Genomic DNA, 15824 nt, shown 5'->3' with positions numbered 1-15824 from the left:
GTATCCGATGTCTGAACTTTGCATCATACTCTGTGATATAACAAAAAATCGTTTTCTCCAGAGCTGCTGTATGAGGAAATTGTTCTTTCACTTTGCTGATTCGCTGGATTTGTTGATTAATTGCTTCTTTTGAATCATTTCCACGTATAATAGGAGCAAAAGCAGGGCCACAATGAAGACAAACATAATCTTTTTATGGGGTGTTTTTGTTAGCCTTCGGCTTCCTATTTTTTAAATTAAGAAGGATCGACCGCTCTTTCTTCAGCAAAAAGTTAATGGCATCTTCTAAGGCTAGGCGCAAAATTACTGAACAGACTCACCTTGTGCGAGTGCAGTCATTCGTTTTGTGTTAAATTTTTCTATAAGGGACCTCCTGTTTGTGATTGTTTTGTGGCCATCACAATCTTATAAAAGGAGGTTTTTTCTATTGAGACTTCGAGCTTAGACCAAAAATTTTAGGCTGTGGAGATACTTTGTAAAAAAAGAGTAATTGTTTGTATTTAAAAACGTTTATTTATAGAATAAGTGTGAAAAAGAAAGGAGAGTCATTATGACAAAAATAATCGCATTTGGTATCCGGGATGAAGAAAGACCGATAGTTGAGGCTTGGGCCAATAAAGCCAATGTAGAAGTTAAGATGTTGCAAGATATTTTAACTGAAAAGACAATTTACCAAGTAGAAGGGTATGATGGGGTCACCTTATCCCAAGTGGCTCCTTTAGAGCAATCGATTTATGCTAAGTTAGAGGCATTTGGCATTAAACAGATCGCTCAAAGAAGTGCTGGAGTGGATATGTATGATTTGGAAATGGCTAAACGTCATCATTTGATCGTTTCCAATGTCCCTACTTACTCACCAGAATCAATTGCAGAATGGTCAGCTTTGACGGCGATGAATCTTATTCGGCATTATGATGCTATTCAAGAACAAGTGAAGAAGCATAATTTTTCTTGGACACCAAATATTAGAGGTCGAGTAATCGGAAATATGACCGTTGCAATTATCGGTACCGGTCATATTGGCCAATGTGTCGCACAAATTTTTAAAGGGATGGGCGCTAAAATAGTTGGATATGATTTATACCCAAATGATGAACTGAAGGATTTATTAGAGTATCAATCTTCGATAGAACAGGCAGTAGAACAAGCAGATATTGTTTCTTTACACATACCTGCTATTGAGGAAAATCACCACTTATTTGATGAGAAGATGTTTAAGAAGTTTAAGCAAGGAGCAGTCTTATTAAATATGGCAAGAGGATCAGTAATTGATACGACGGCACTACTAAATGCTTTAGATGAGGGCATCCTATTAGGAGCTGGACTGGATACCTATGAACATGAAGCGCCTTATATTCCCAAAGATTTTTCAGACAAGGAAATTGAAGATGAAGTCTTTGTAAAAGTATTAGACCATCCTAAGGTGATTTATTCTCCTCATATTGCATTTTATACGGATGAATCAGTAAAAAACTTAGTAGAAGGCGGCCTAAACGCTACATTAGATGTCATTAAAACTGGAACAACCAAAAATCGAGTAAATTAAGATAAAAATTAGATATACAATTTTGTATATCTAATTTTTATATAGGGGGTAGGAAGGAAAAATGAAAGCAAGAGTTTGGTTTGATGAAAAACGTCAAATGAGTTATTTTGATCAAGTTATTGAGAAGGGGACAAATCAATTTGAGGGGGTATTAGCCGGTCAAAGTGAAGCAAATCTATGGAAATTATCAGAAGGTGACTGCTTGATGTATTCGACGGCTTTGTTTGAAAAGACAGCTAAAAAGAGTGGTAAACTGATCTATGAAGGAGACATTGTTAAGAGCCGATATATTCATGAACGATTAAATTGTGGAGGACTTAATACACCAGAAAATATCGGAGTGGTTGTTTTCAGACAAAATGAATGGCAATTGAAAGTTAAAGTAGGGAAAAATTTAGCTTATTTAAGGGATAACTATTTTTATTTTTCTTTGGATGATCCTTATAGCTATCGTCAAGTCATTGGAAATGAATTAGAAAATGATCTCGATCAATTAGTCGAGAAACACACCACCAAAATGTAAACCAAGAGAAGACAGCTCTTTGTCAATTATTTTAAGGGTTTTGTTTAGCTTGAGGATAAAATCAATAGCATCATAGATTTTATGTATTTTACCTTTATTGAAACAAAACTTATAATAAAATTGTAAGCGCTTAATAAAAAATATAATGGAAGGTAGTGAAAACATGGTGAAGAAGCTAAGTAGTGTTGACTTTAACCAAGTTGTTGATCAGTATGCCAAACCTTTTGAAATGGTTCAAGTTTTAGACGAAAATGGAAAAGTTGTTGATCCAGAAACATTGAAATCAATAACAGATGAAGAGTTAGTATCTTTGATGGAAGATATTGTTTGGGGTCGTGCTCTTGATGAGAGAACAATTATTTTAAATCGCCAAGGAGCCTTGGGAAATTATGCAACGGCAGGAGGGCAAGAAGCGAGTCAATTCGGCTCATTAGCTGCCTTAACTCGTGATGATTTCTTAGTTCCGACTTATAGAGATTTAGGAGTATTGATTCGTCACGGATTGCCTATGTATCAAGGGTTCCTATGGTATAAGGGCCATGTTGCAGGTAACCAATTTGAGCAGGATTTTAATGCATATGCTCCCCAAGTAATGGTAGGAGGAACTTTACCTCCAGCAGCGGGTGTAGCCATTGGTAAAAAATTCAACGATTCAAAATCAGTTGTACTGGCTCTTTGTGGAGATGGAGCAACGTCACAAGGTGACTTCTATGAAGGAATCAACTTCGCAGGAGCTTATCAAGCACCATTAATTACAGTTGTTCAAAACAATAGATATGGTATATCTGTTCCAGTGGCACAACAAACAGCTGCTCAAACCTTGGCTCAAAAAGCGGTTGCAGCAGGTATTACTGCTGTACAAGTAGACGGCATGGATCCAGTCGCAATGTATGCAACAGTCAAGAAAGCACGTGAATATGCGATAGCGGGTAACGGTCCTGTATTAATTGAAGCCTTGACTTATCGTTTTGGACCGCATACGATGTCGGATGATCCAAAACGTTATCGTGGAGACGATGAACTAGCAGAATGGATGGCAAAAGATCCACTTATTCGTCTTCGCAATTATTTAACAGAAAAAGGCTTATGGTCAGAAGAAAAAGAAAATCAAGTCATTGAAGATTTGAAGAGTGAAGTGAAAGAAGCGATGGCACGTATGGCACAAGAGCCTGCTCAAAAAGTTTCTGATTTCTTGAAGAACATGTTTGAAGTGACTCCGCCAAGTATTTTAGAACAAATTAAGAAGTATGAAGCAAAGGAGATGAGATAAGATGGCAGTATTAACACTAGCACAAGCAATTACAGCAGGACTTAAAGAAGTTTTAAGCCGTGACAACAAAACCTTAATATTTGGTGAAGATGTCGGTTTAAACGGAGGTGTTTTCAGAATTACCGATGGATTACAAGAAGAATTTGGGAAAAATCGTGTGTTTGACACACCGTTAGCAGAATCAGCTATCTTAGGCATGGCAACAGGTTTGGCTACAGAAGGTTTTCGTCCTATTCCAGAAATACAATTTTCTGGTTTTATCTTAGAAGCAATGGATCCTCTAGTGGCTCAAATTTCTCGTTTTCGCTTTCGTTATGGTGGAACTCGTCAAATGCCTGTAACCATTCGTGCTCCATATGGTGGGGGAGTTCACACACCTGAATTACACTCTGATTCATTGGAAGGAATGATGGCTCAAGTTCCTGGCTTACGTGTAGTTATTCCTTCTTCTGCTTATGACGCAAAAGGTTTACTCATTTCATCTGTTGAATCGAACGATCCAGTTGTTTTCTTAGAACATTTAAAATTATATCGCTCAGTTAAAGGCGAAGTACCTGAAGAATATTATACTGTACCGTTAGATAAGGCGAATGTAGTCCGTAAAGGAAAAGATATTACTTTAATTGGCTATGGACTAATGGTAGGGTTGGCAGTTAAGGCTGCTGACAAATTAGCACAAGAAGGAATTGAAGCAGAAGTAATCGATTTACGTACCGTAGCTCCTTATGACTTTGAAACAATTCAGTCTTCGATTGCAAAAACTCATCGTGCAGTTGTTTTACAAGAATCGCAACGACTTGCAGGAATTGCTGGTCAGATAGCTTCAGATATTAGTGAACGTTGCTTTATGGATTTAGATGCACCTGTTGCGCGTGTAACCTCACCTGATACTGTTTATACCTTTGGGGCAGCGGAGTCAGTTTGGATACCAGATGAGAATGATATCTATGAACAGGCTCTAGAAACATTTAAATTCTAAAAGGAGGCATTTTGATGTATCAATTTATATTACCTGATGCTGGTGAAGGTACTCATGAAGCAGAAGTGCTCACCTGGCATGTTAAAGTTGGAGATAAGGTTGAAGAAGACCAAATCATTTTGGAAATACAAAGTGATAAAGCTGCTGTTGAATTGCCTTCACCTGTATCCGGAACAATTTCTAAGCTATATGCTGAAGAAGGTGAAATTGCTTTAGTAGGCAAGCCTATTGCCGATATAGCTCTTGAAGGAGAGGAAGTGGGGAGCCAAGTAGAAAATGTTGCTCAACCAGATTCTCAAGATAATCTGGTTGAAGAAAACAGCTCCAATACATCAGATACAGTGGATCTAGTGGAAGAAAAAGATACTAATAGAACGGAAGCTGTATCGGATGATATTCGTAAGATGGCTATTCCTAGAGTACGTAAATATGCTCGTAGCAAGGGGGTTGACCTTTCGAAAGTAATCGGCACAGGAAATCACGGTAAGATTACGATAGAAGATATCGATCATTTCTTAGAAACAGGTCAAACTGTAGCCCCTAGCGAAGAAACTTCAAATAAACAAGTAAGTCAAGCAGTCGTTGAAAATCAAGTGTCTACTTCTAGCGCGACTCCAGTAGCTACTGAAGCAATGGCTGAAGATCGAGTGGAAAAACTGAGCATGATGCGTAGAGTAATTGCTAAAGCCATGGTTGAAAGTAAGCGAGTTTCACCTCACGTAACGGTATTTGATCAAGTAGAAGTTTCAGCTTTAGTGGAACATCGTAATCGAATGAAACAAATTGCTAAGAATAAAGATATTAAGTTAACCTATTCTGCATATTTTGTGAAAGTTCTAGTGGCTATGTTGAAACGTTTCCCAGAACTAAACGCTTCTATGAATCTTGAAAAGGGAGAAATATATTACCATAATTACTATCATATTGGCGTAGCTACCGACACTCCTAAAGGCTTATATGTTCCTATGATTCGTAACGCAGAAAGAAAGAGTCTATTTGAAATAGCTCAAGAAATCCAAACTCTAGCGGATAAAGCTCAAAATGGAGAGTTAGAAACAACAGATATGGATAATGGCTCTATGACTTTAACCAATGTGGGTGGCTTAGCAACAGGTGGAGTTTGGTCTACACCTATTATTAACCAACCTGAAGTAGCTATTTTGGGTGTAGGTCGAATTGAAGAACAATTCTTACCAGATGAAGAGAAGAATCCAGTATTAAAACCTGTGTTAAAATTATCTTTTGCTTTTGACCATCGAGTAGTGGATGGTGTAACCGCTCAAAAAGCAATTAATTTAATGAAAGAATACCTAAATAATCCAGATTTATTATTATCGGAAGGGTGATTGACAAATGGTAGTAGGAGATTTTGCAAAAGAAGCTGATACGATTGTAATTGGATCTGGACCGGGAGGATATGTTGCCGCCATTCGAGCGGCACAAACAGGTCAGAAAGTACTCATCATTGAGAAAGATCAAATAGGGGGAGTATGCTTAAATGTTGGTTGTATTCCTTCAAAAGCAATGATTACGGTCGGAAATGAATACGTTAAGACTAAAAACAAAACGCCTTATGGATTAGAATATGGAGACGCAAGTCTGGATTTTACGGCTCTACAAGATTGGAAGAATAATGAAGTAGTCAAAAAACTAACAGCTGGCGTTCAAGCCTTATTGAAAAAGAATAAAGTGGAAATAATCCATGGCGAAGCAATGTTTACTTCTGACCAGACTGTTCATGTTGTAAAAGAAGGAGAAATGGGCGAGACCTATCAGTTTAAGAATGTGATTATAGCTACTGGTAGTCGTCCAATTGAACTTTCAGGTCTACCATTTAGTGAAAACATTATTGATTCGACAGGACTACTTAATTTAAAAGAACTTCCAGCATCCTTAATTATAATTGGTGGCGGCTATATCGGAATGGAATTGGCCGGAGCCTATGCTAATTTAGGTACTAAGGTAACAGTCATTGAAGCAAGTGATCGAATTCTTAATGGTTTTGAAAGTGATTTGACCAAGCCAGTTATTAAACAGATGAAAAACAAGGGTATTGACATAATTACTAAAGCAACCGTTGAATCAGCAGTAGACAAAGAAGGAAAAGTGACCGTTTCATATTCTGTTAAAGAGAAAAAAGAAGACCTTTCAGCTGATAAAGTAGCGGTTTTAGTAGGAAGAGTTCCTAATACGGATCTCTTAAGTTTAGAGTTGGCCGGAGTTAAGGTTGATGATAAAGGTTTAATTCCAGTTAATGAGAAAGGACAAACCAATAAAAATAACATATACGCGATTGGCGATATTGTCGCAGGACCGGCTTTAGCTCATAAAGCGAGTTATGAAGCAAAAGTTGCAGCTGAAGCAATTGCTGGTCATGCAGGAGTAGCAGTTGATTATTCAGTTATTCCAACAGTCTGCTATACTTATCCAGAAATTGCGACAGTCGGATTAACTGAAAAACAAGCTAAGGATCAAGGAATCAATGTCAAAAAAGCAAAATTCATGTTCCAAAGCAATGGTCGTGCTCTATCAATGAATGAAAAAGAAGGATTTGTTCGTTTAATCTCCGATAAAGAAACAAATCGTTTGATAGGGGCTCAAATGGTTGGTCCAGAAGTAAGTGAATTAATTGGAGAAATCACCTTGGCAATTGAAAATTTAATGACAGCTGAAGATTTGGTATTAACAATTCATAACCACCCAAGCCTAACAGAAACCATAATGGATGCTGCTGAAATACTTTTAGATCAAGGAATTCACCAATAGCAAATTAAAAGGAGATTTATATGATGGAAAATAAAATGACCGGTAAACAATTTGCAATGAATATTCTTAATGGTTTAGCTCTAGGTACGGTAATCGTATTAATTCCTGGCGCCCTCTTAACAGAACTGGTTAGAGCTATCGCGCCGGGATCACCTTTATTAGGTGTTCTGGCCATGTCAAACTCTATGCTAGGATTAGTCAGTGGTGTCATGATTGGATTGAATTTTAAATTTAATCCAATCCAAGCTGCCTCAATTGGTCTAGCTGCAATGTATGGAGGGGGTGCGGTTCAATTCGTTGGTGGCGCCCTTACCCTGAATGGAACAGGGGACGTCATTAATGTCGGCTTAACATCTGCATTAGCTGCTTTTGTGATATTATTAATTGGAAACAAGCTAAAATCATACACAATTATTGTAATTCCCACTTTAATGTTAGCTTTAGTAGGGAGTATAGGCCATTGGATTTTGCCTTATGTCAAAGGTATTACTGTGCTAATTGGACAAGGCGTGGCTAGCTTATTAACACTTCAACCGATTATAATGTGTATTTTAATTGCTATTGTTTTTTCGATCTTGATAGTCTCTCCAATTACAACGGTAGGAATTGCTTTAGCTGTAGGACTTTCAGGTATAGGCTCGGGAGCTGGAAACCTTGGTATTTGTGCTTGTGGTTTTGGATTAGCTATTATGGGATGGAATGTAAATGGTTCAGGAACAGCCTTGGCCCACTTTATTGGTTCACCTAAGATGTCAATGCCCATTGTGGTTAAAAATCCTAAGACAATGATTCCGATTATATGTAATGCTGCAGTCTGTGGGATGATGGCTGCTTTGTTCAATATTCAAGGAACACCGATGAGTGCAGGATTTGGTTTTAGTGGACTGGTTGGTCCGATAAATCATCTGAACTTAGTAAGTGGTGGTTTCTCATTGATAAACCTCCTAATTACTTTTGTTGCTTTTGTGGTAGTTCCTGTTAGTTTAGGCTTCGTCTTTAAATACGTTTTTACCCAAGCGGTGCCATTAGTAACCGAGGAAGATTATCGTTTAGAATTATAAAAACAAAGTAAGAAAGAAGGAAAGTTATGTCGTTCATTTCACAAATTAAGTCCTTCAAACAAAAAGAAAGATCTAGCAAAAACAAATTCGTCCTAGCTGTAGTAAAAGCTGCAGACGATGAGGTAATGAAAAGTGCAAAAAAAGCCATTCAAGAAGAAGGCTTGAAGATGATCTTTATTGATGATAAGGAGCAATTAGAAAAAATCATTGCAAATTATCAACTATCAGCAGAAGATTACGAAATCATTGACGAATCCAACGACTCACAGGCAGCTTTTGAAGCAGTTCGTTTAGTCCGTGAAGGTAAAGCTGGTGCGATTATGAAAGGGAAGCTTTCCACCGGAAAGTTATTGAAACAAGTCGTTGCTAAAGAGACAGGAATTGTCAAAAGTGGCTTATTAACCCACATGGCCGTTTTATCCATTCCCAAACTTGATCGTTTGTTAGGCATAAGTGATGGTGGCATGGTTTTGCAACCGAATAAAGAAGAGTATAAAACAATTATCCAACATGGAGTGGAAGTATTTCACAAATTAGGTGTAGAAAAGCCTAAAGTAGCTCTGTTATCTGCAGCTGAAACCTTAATTCCTAAATTGCCATCTTCTGTTAACTTTGCTGAAATCGCTGAGGAGTCAGATAATTCGCAGGCAATTATAGAAGGCCCCTTATCTTTAGATATTAGTTTATCACCGACAAGTGCAGCAGAAAAAAATTGGTCTGGAGCAATTAGAGGAGATGCTGATTTAATCATTGCTTCAGATATTGTCGCTGGTAATAGTCTATCCAAGTCACTCTTGCTATTTGGTGACGGCGAGATGGCTGGTATTATAATGGGAGCGCGCGTACCGATTATCTTAACTTCGAGAAGTGCTTCGGCTAGTGAAAAATATGCCTCTATTCTATTAGCTCAGTTAATGATGGATAAGGGGGAATAAAATGAACAAAATTATTGTCATTAATCCGGGAGCTACATCAACTAAGATAGCTTATTTTGAAAACGATCAAGAAATCTGGAAAGATGAAATTCTCTATACTAATGAGGAAATCAGTCATTTTCCACATGTTTTTGATCAGTTTGAAATGCGTTCCCAAGATGTTTTATCATTATTAGAAGAGCATCATTTAACCAAAGACCTTGACACTGCCGTAGGCCGTGGAGGGGGCATTGGTCCAGTGAAGTCAGGGGCTATTCTAGTTGATAACGAGCTATTAGATCGTCTAGAATTCCATCCAGTTATTGAACATGCTTCAAACCTAGGTGCCAAATTAGCACAAGCCGTAATCAATCACTTTGGGAAACCGGGTACCAACGCATATATATATGATCCAATTACAGTCGACTCAATGTCAGACGTAGCTAGACTGACTGGCATAAAAGGAGTGAGTCGTAAAAGTATTGGACATCATTTGAATATGCGGGCGGTTGCTAGACGAGTAGCGAGTGATATGGGGAAAAGTTATCAAGAGGCTAAAATTATAGTGGTTCATATGGGAGGAGGCTGTTCAGCTAGTGCTCATCAAGGTGGTGAAATTGTTGATTTTATTTCAGACGATGAGGTAATGTTCTCAGCAGAACGCTCTGGTGGAATTGCTATTAAAAATTTAATCCCTCTAATCAAAGAAAGGGGAGTCGATGCGTTTTATAAATTTGCTAGAAACGAAGCAGGCTTATACTCTTATTTTCAAACAAAGGATTTAAGATTGATCGAGCAACGAGCTGTTGATGGAGATGAAGAAGCTAAGTTAGTACTTGAAGCTATGGCTTTAGGGATTGCGAAAACAATCGCTTGTTTGGCAGCTACGATAGGCGGTCCAGTTGATGCCGTTTCAATGACAGGTGGAATGGCTCATTCGGAATTTTTAAGAAATGAAGTCAAGAAAAGAACAGCATTTATTGGTCCGTTTATTCCATTCCCAGGAGAATTTGAAATGATTGCCTTAGCAAAAGGTGGTAACCGCGTCTTAAATCAAGAAGAGACCGCACATCGTTTAGCAGAAATGGGTTAATTTGATTTTATGATGGATATAAATTCATTCATCGCTGGTGTCAATGTATAATTATTTCGCAAAGCAATACCAATCGGATAATAGTTATTGCGATCTTCCAAGGGAACCCAAGCGAGTTCTTCTAATTTGCTTAAAGGCTTAAACTCACTCGGTAAAATGCAGATTGAGTTTAAGCTTTTTAAGCTATGAGTAAGCACTTCCCAATCATTGTTGACTAGAACAATATTTGGATCGAACCCAACCTTGCGACAGCGTTTAGGTAACATTTCACCTAGCATAAAATTATCAGTTAGATTACAGAAATTTTCGTCTCTTAAATCTTTAAATTCAAGCGAAGCACGACTAGAGAGTGGGTTGCTTTTAGGTAGAACAACACTGACCTTATATCCTTGAGTGGTCGTGTTTAAAGGTTCAATATGAATACCTTCTTCAATCTTAGGAAAAGAAACGAGGCCAATGTCAATTGTACCCTCAGCAAGCAATTGTTGAAGATGACGAGACCCATCTTGAACTAGGACCAATTCCAAGTTGGAATGGGTAGCAATAAATTTTGATATTTGAGGCATGAATTGAATGGCAAAGAGAGAAGTTAATCCGACTTTCATTATTTCAGCTGGATTATGATTATAGCCTTGAATTTCAAGAACTAGTTCATCGAAAGCTTCGGTCAAGTTTTTCCCCCTGTCATAAAGAATTTTACCGGTATGAGTAAGCGTCATTTCTTTTTCTGAATAAGTAAAAAGTTGTGTGTCTAGTTCCAGTTCAATTTTTTTAATTGCTTGGGAAAGTGTAGGTTGAGTAATAAAAAGACTTTTAGCAGCGTGAGAAATGTTTTTTGTTTCTGCTACAGCAATAAAATATTTAATCTGACGTATATCCAAGATAGACACCTCCTTTTAGATTTTTTAAATTCATTATATCAAATGACGGCTATTTCTACTAATAAAGCTAATTTTTGTTTAATAGATTGTTTTGTTCTTTGCATTATGATTGATTTTATGAGAGCTTGAATATTGTTATAGTTTCCTCAAAAGCTAATAAAAATAGAGATCCTTCTTTGATTTGTCTGGCAGGATCTCTATTTAGTTTGTTTTATTTAATTGCTCCATCAACCATGCCTTTAAGGATTTGTTTTTGAGCAAAGAGGAAAACAATAATGATTGGAATCATAATCATTAAGGATGAAGATAAAATCATATCCCACTGTTTAGTGTAGGAACCGGCAAAGTTTGAAATAGCAATCGGTAATGTTTGAATGTCATTACCGACACCTAACAATTGCATCGGCAGTAAGAAATCATTCCAGATCCAAATGCCATTTAAAATAATAATCGTAACATAGATTGGTTTCATAATGGGCATGACTACATAAAAGAAAGTTTGTAGTTTGTTAGCACCATCTATTTCGGCAGCTTCTTCAATCTCAAGTGGGACACCCTTTAAAAAACCATGAAACATAAAGACAGACATGCCCATTCCAAAGCCAATGTAGGCCAAGATTATCCCAGGATAAGATCTCAAGAGTGAGAAATTCATTAGGGGTTCAGTTACATTCATGGATAGGATTCTAAACCAAGTAATCAGTGGATACATGACGACTTGGAAAGGGATAACCATTGAAGCCACAAACATATAAAAAATGAGTGAAGAAGTTTTTGATTTGTATCTCACTAATCCCCAAGCAGCTAATGAACTGACCAGACTAATTAGAGCCAAGGAAGTGACAGTAATAATTACTGATGATAAAAAAGAACTAGGATAATCAATAGAGGGGTTGTTCCAAATAGTAAGGAAGTTTTCCCATATTTGTCCCCAATTTTCAGGCAGTGAGAGTGGATTGACTAATATTTCGCGAGAGGACTTGGCTGAGTTAATAAATATTAACAGTAAGGGGCTGATAAATAAGACAAAAACTAAGAGGGCGAACAACTCTAAGAAAAACTTTTTCCATTTGATAATTGACATTACATTTCGACCTCCTGACGTTTTGTAATATAAGTCTGACTAAGACTAATAATGACTAGAATAACAAAAAGAATTACTGCTCGAGCTTGACCATAAGCTAAATTATTTTCAACAGAAGCAGTATTATAAATATTCATAGTGATAAACTCAGTAGACTTGATGGCTTCACTATTCCACATCATAGAAGGGCCACCACCCGTCAAGGAGTAATTGACATCGAATATTTTAAAGGAATTATTAATGGTTAAAAATAAAGAAACAGTAAATGATGGCATAATCATTGGCAAAGTAATGTGGCGTAGCTTTCCCCACCAATTGGCTCCATCTAAGGAAGCAGATTCATACAATGAACGAGGAACGTTTTGCAAGCCCGCGTAATAAATCATCATAATATAACCGGCATATTGCCAAGTTGAAGTTAAAACCAAGGCAGAAACAGCTAGACGCGGAGAACCTAAGAAGAGATTTTCAACCAGCCAATCGAAAGCCAACAATTCTCCAACTTGAGGAAAAACATTATTATAGATAAATTGCCAAATATAACCCAAGACAATTCCACCAATTAGATTAGGAACAAAGAAGCCCGCACGATAAATATCTCTACCTTTAACTTGACTAGAAACAATCATAGCTAAAGTAAAAGCGACTAAATTAATAATAATTATATTAAAAAAAGCAAAAATAAAGGTAACCATCAGAGAATAACGAAAACGAGAATCGGCAAAACTTTCTTTATAATTACCCAAACCAATAAAATCTGCAACAGGCTTAATAATCCCGCCCCAATTCGTAAATGAATAATAAATGCCCATCACGAAGGGAATGAAAATCACTAAAGTAAGTGCAATAAAAGCAGGGGCCACTAAAAAAATAAAATTGCGACGCTGCCGTTTACTACGAGATTTTTTATGAGAGGCAGATGCCATAAGAACCCTCCTTATAAATGAAGGAACTAGAAGAAACCCTCTAGTCCCTTTAAGAACACTGCTAAATTAACCTTTTATTCTGAAAGTTGTGAAATTTCTTCAGACATTAGTTGAATGAATTCATCTTTGTCAATGTTACCTTGAGCAAATTGACCATAGATAGGGCCTAGGTTATTCATACCGAAACCATCAGGCATAAAATAAGTCGAATCAAAGGAGTAAACTGGCTTTTCATCAACAATCCATTGTGCTAAGAATGCAGACATTGGCGCTTGTGGTGTTTCTTCAGTGGTTGAGAAAGGTGAGATCATATTGGCTTGGTTTACAATATAGTCTTGACCTTCAGGAGTATCCACCATGTCTTGGAAGAATTTATTGATAGATTCCATTGCGCCAGATTCTTTATTCACAACATAATATGATGGAGCACCAATAAAGAGACCATCAGCATTTGCATCAGTTCCTAGTGTTTGATAAGGAATGAAGCCCATTTTGAAATCAGCCTCTAATTCTGCTAAGTTGGGATCTTTCCAGTTTCCTTGATGAAGGAAAGCTGCTTGCCCTGTAGCAAAAGCAATATCCATGTCTTCTTGTGTACCTACTGTTAACATTTGCTTGTCAGTATGTTGGAAGAGAAGCTCTACCCAATCCGCATAGTTTGCCATACGGTCTTCATCGACTTCACCTTTAAGGGTCATTTCTGTAACAGTACGGTCACCATTTTCTAAACCGGATCCAAGATAAGCGTTGAAGTCATGATTACCCATAATCCATGTTTCGCCTTCTTTAGTAGCATTTGCTACAACTGAAGTCAGTCCTAATTCTTCTTTACGATTTTCTAAATCTTCAAAAGCAGCTTTAACTGCTTCAAAAGAATCTAAACTAGCTGGATCAATGCCTGCTTTTTCTAAAAGGTCTGCATTATAAGCTAAACCATAACCTTCAACTGAAACAGGGAAACCATAGACTTCATCGCCTTGTTTAAATTCAAATTCAGTTTGATCAATCCAATCACCTTCAAGAGGAGTGAGGAAATCAGCCCAGATATCGTAGCCTCCTTGCCCTTCAATAACAAAGACATCAGGACCGTCACCCGCTGTGAAATCTGATTTCAATTGGTCACCTAGAGTACAAGAACCAGAACAGACTTTAACTGTAACATCCACTCCATTAGCCTCACCCCATGTTTTAGCATAGTTAGTTAAAGCCTCTTGAGTTTCACTTTTGTTAGAATAGAGCGTAAAAGCATCAGGACTGTCAGACGCAGCTGAAGCGCTCGGCAGAGATATGAGAGAACTAGCCGCTAAAATCAAGCTAGCCTTAGAAATTTTTGATAGAATTGTCATGGTATTCCTCCTATAATTTTAACTTTTGTTATAATAATTATAGCTTTAAGAATAAAGGTTTGCAATCGTTTGCAAAATTAATAAAAAAAGTTACAAACAGGAGGACTAGGATGGCTAAAGAAAGTGCATTAGAGTTAAGGAAGCTGGTAATTTACAGTATATTTACCCGTAACTTTTCAAAAGAAGGTAGTTTTAAAGAGGTGGAAGCTGAAATTCCACGTTTAAAAAAGTTAGGGGTTGATATGGTTTGGTTTTTGCCTCATTATCAGATCGGAAAGATTAAACGAAAGGGCACAAAAGGATCACCCTATGCCATAAAAGACTATCGCGGCATTCACTCAGAGTTAGGTAGTCGCGAGGATTTTATTCATTTAGTGGATCAAATTCATCAAGCGGGTATGAAAGTGATGATTGATATCGTTTATAATCATACCTCTCCAGACAGTCTTTTAAGCAATCAAAAATCTCAATGGTTTTATCAAAAACCAGACGGCAGTTTTAGTAATCAGATTGGTGATTGGACAGATATTATCGATTTGGATTATAATGACAATTTTGACTTATGGGATTATCAAATTGAGACTTTAATGGACTATGCCAAAATCGTTGATGGTTTTCGCTGTGATGTAGCTTCTTTAATTCCTTTAGATTTTTGGTTGGCTGCTCGTGAAGCAGTTAAAGAAGTTAATCCTGACTTAGTGTGGTTAGCAGAGAGCGTTGAGCCTTCATTTATTCTCGAAACAAGAAAACAAGCTATGACCGGACTGTCAGACTCCGAAGTCTATCAAGCTTTTGATTTGACCTATGATTATGATATTTTTAATGATTGGGTTGCTTATTTAGAAGAAAATCAACCTTTATCTGCTTACCTTACTAGTTTAAATCGACAAAATTGGATTTATCCTGCCAACTTCACTAAATTACGTTTTTTAGAAAATCATGATCAAAAACGTATTGCAGCAAGAATTAAGGATAAGCACTCGTTAGAACAAATAACAGCCTTTAACCTCTTTTTACGTGGTGCGCATTTAATCTATAATGGACAAGAGATTCAAGCTAATCATTTACCTAATCTTTTTGAAAAAGATCCAATCGACTGGTCTAATGAGTCGACTTTTTCAGAGTATTTAGCGGACTTAATCCAAATTAAAAAGGAGTATATTCCTTGTGAAGGAAGTTTTGAAGTGGGTGGCGATGATGACTTAGAAGCTGTTTGGGTTAAGTATCAAAACCATGAAGAATGTTTGATGGGGATCTTTGCTTTGAATAAAGAAAAACATGGTTCGATTAAAATACCACTTGCTGATGGAGCATATCGTCATCTATTAGAGGATAGATGGATAAAAGTTAATGATGGAGAAATAGCCTTATCCGATAGACCTCAATACCTCACTTATAAAGAAGATTAAAGCCAAGCCTCATATCAAAACAAATT

General features: G+C 37.1%; 14 protein-coding genes. 10 read left to right on the top strand and 4 right to left on the bottom strand.

Features of this window, described 5'->3' with window-relative positions; translation table 11 throughout:
• Positions 1–550: 550 nt before the first annotated feature.
• From ACQV2Q_RS06505 to buk, 9 genes are all read left to right on the top strand, one after another.
• Entirely contained in the window at positions 551–1546 is a 996-nt protein-coding gene (locus ACQV2Q_RS06505; protein ID WP_428873490.1) for a D-2-hydroxyacid dehydrogenase, read from the top strand.
• Between the two features lie 61 nt (positions 1547–1607).
• Positions 1608–2069: a YopX family protein gene (locus tag ACQV2Q_RS06500; protein ID WP_428882296.1), complete on the top strand. Its 462-nt coding sequence runs from the start codon at positions 1608–1610 to the stop codon at positions 2067–2069.
• Positions 2070–2232: 163 nt separating this feature from the next.
• Entirely contained in the window at positions 2233–3339 is a 1107-nt protein-coding gene (gene pdhA / locus ACQV2Q_RS06495) for a pyruvate dehydrogenase (acetyl-transferring) E1 component subunit alpha (RefSeq protein WP_428873493.1), read from the top strand.
• A 1-nt stretch (position 3340) separates the two neighbouring features.
• Positions 3341–4318, top strand: a complete 978-nt coding sequence (locus tag ACQV2Q_RS06490; RefSeq protein WP_428873495.1) for an alpha-ketoacid dehydrogenase subunit beta — start codon at positions 3341–3343, stop codon at positions 4316–4318.
• A gap of 14 nt (positions 4319–4332) precedes the next feature.
• Positions 4333–5664 (top strand): dihydrolipoamide acetyltransferase family protein, encoded by a 1332-nt coding sequence (locus ACQV2Q_RS06485; RefSeq protein WP_428876112.1) that lies wholly within the window; start codon positions 4333–4335, stop codon positions 5662–5664.
• Between the two features lie 7 nt (positions 5665–5671).
• Positions 5672–7084 carry a dihydrolipoyl dehydrogenase gene (gene lpdA / locus ACQV2Q_RS06480; protein ID WP_428882294.1) on the top strand — a complete coding sequence of 471 codons (1413 nt, stop codon included), beginning with the start codon at positions 5672–5674 and terminating at the stop codon, positions 7082–7084.
• Between the two features lie 23 nt (positions 7085–7107).
• Positions 7108–8145: a PTS transporter subunit IIC gene (locus ACQV2Q_RS06475; RefSeq protein WP_428873552.1), complete on the top strand. Its 1038-nt coding sequence runs from the start codon at positions 7108–7110 to the stop codon at positions 8143–8145.
• 26 nt (positions 8146–8171) lie between these two features.
• Positions 8172–9080, top strand: coding sequence for a phosphate acyltransferase (locus ACQV2Q_RS06470; protein ID WP_428873499.1), 909 nt, complete (start codon positions 8172–8174; stop codon positions 9078–9080).
• 1 nt (position 9081) lies between these two features.
• Positions 9082–10152, top strand: a complete 1071-nt coding sequence (buk, locus tag ACQV2Q_RS06465; RefSeq protein ID WP_428873500.1) for a butyrate kinase — start codon at positions 9082–9084, stop codon at positions 10150–10152.
• Here the strand turns inward: buk and ACQV2Q_RS06460 are convergent.
• From ACQV2Q_RS06460 to ACQV2Q_RS06445, 4 genes are all read right to left on the bottom strand, one after another.
• Positions 10149–11033 carry a LysR family transcriptional regulator gene (locus ACQV2Q_RS06460; RefSeq protein ID WP_428873502.1) on the bottom strand — a complete coding sequence of 295 codons (885 nt, stop codon included), beginning with the start codon at positions 11031–11033 and terminating at the stop codon, positions 10149–10151. The two genes, buk and ACQV2Q_RS06460, sit on opposite strands and share 4 nt — an antisense overlap.
• Before the next feature lie 211 nt (positions 11034–11244).
• Positions 11245–12117, bottom strand: a complete 873-nt coding sequence (locus ACQV2Q_RS06455; RefSeq protein ID WP_428873504.1) for a carbohydrate ABC transporter permease — start codon at positions 12115–12117, stop codon at positions 11245–11247.
• Positions 12117–13043 (bottom strand): carbohydrate ABC transporter permease, encoded by a 927-nt coding sequence (locus ACQV2Q_RS06450; RefSeq protein ID WP_428873506.1) that lies wholly within the window; start codon positions 13041–13043, stop codon positions 12117–12119. Before ACQV2Q_RS06450 ends, ACQV2Q_RS06455 begins: the two co-directional genes overlap by 1 nt.
• A 74-nt stretch (positions 13044–13117) precedes the next feature.
• A complete protein-coding gene (locus ACQV2Q_RS06445; RefSeq protein ID WP_428873507.1) occupies positions 13118–14389 on the bottom strand; it encodes an ABC transporter substrate-binding protein in 1272 nt (423 codons plus the stop codon).
• Positions 14390–14499: 110 nt separating this feature from the next.
• On the opposite strand from ACQV2Q_RS06445, the gene ACQV2Q_RS06440 reads away from it, so the two are divergent.
• The gene (locus ACQV2Q_RS06440; RefSeq protein ID WP_428882292.1) at positions 14500–15798 is read left to right on the top strand and encodes an alpha-amylase family glycosyl hydrolase; all 1299 of its coding nucleotides are present in this window, start codon (positions 14500–14502) and stop codon (positions 15796–15798) included.
• The last annotated feature ends 26 nt before the right edge of the window (positions 15799–15824 follow it).

Source organism: Facklamia sp. P12950 (assembly GCF_050409465.1).
Classification (GTDB): domain Bacteria; phylum Bacillota; class Bacilli; order Lactobacillales; family Aerococcaceae; genus Facklamia.
Note: the sequence above shows the minus strand (reverse complement) of the source record. Positions and strands in the feature narration are given on the sequence as shown.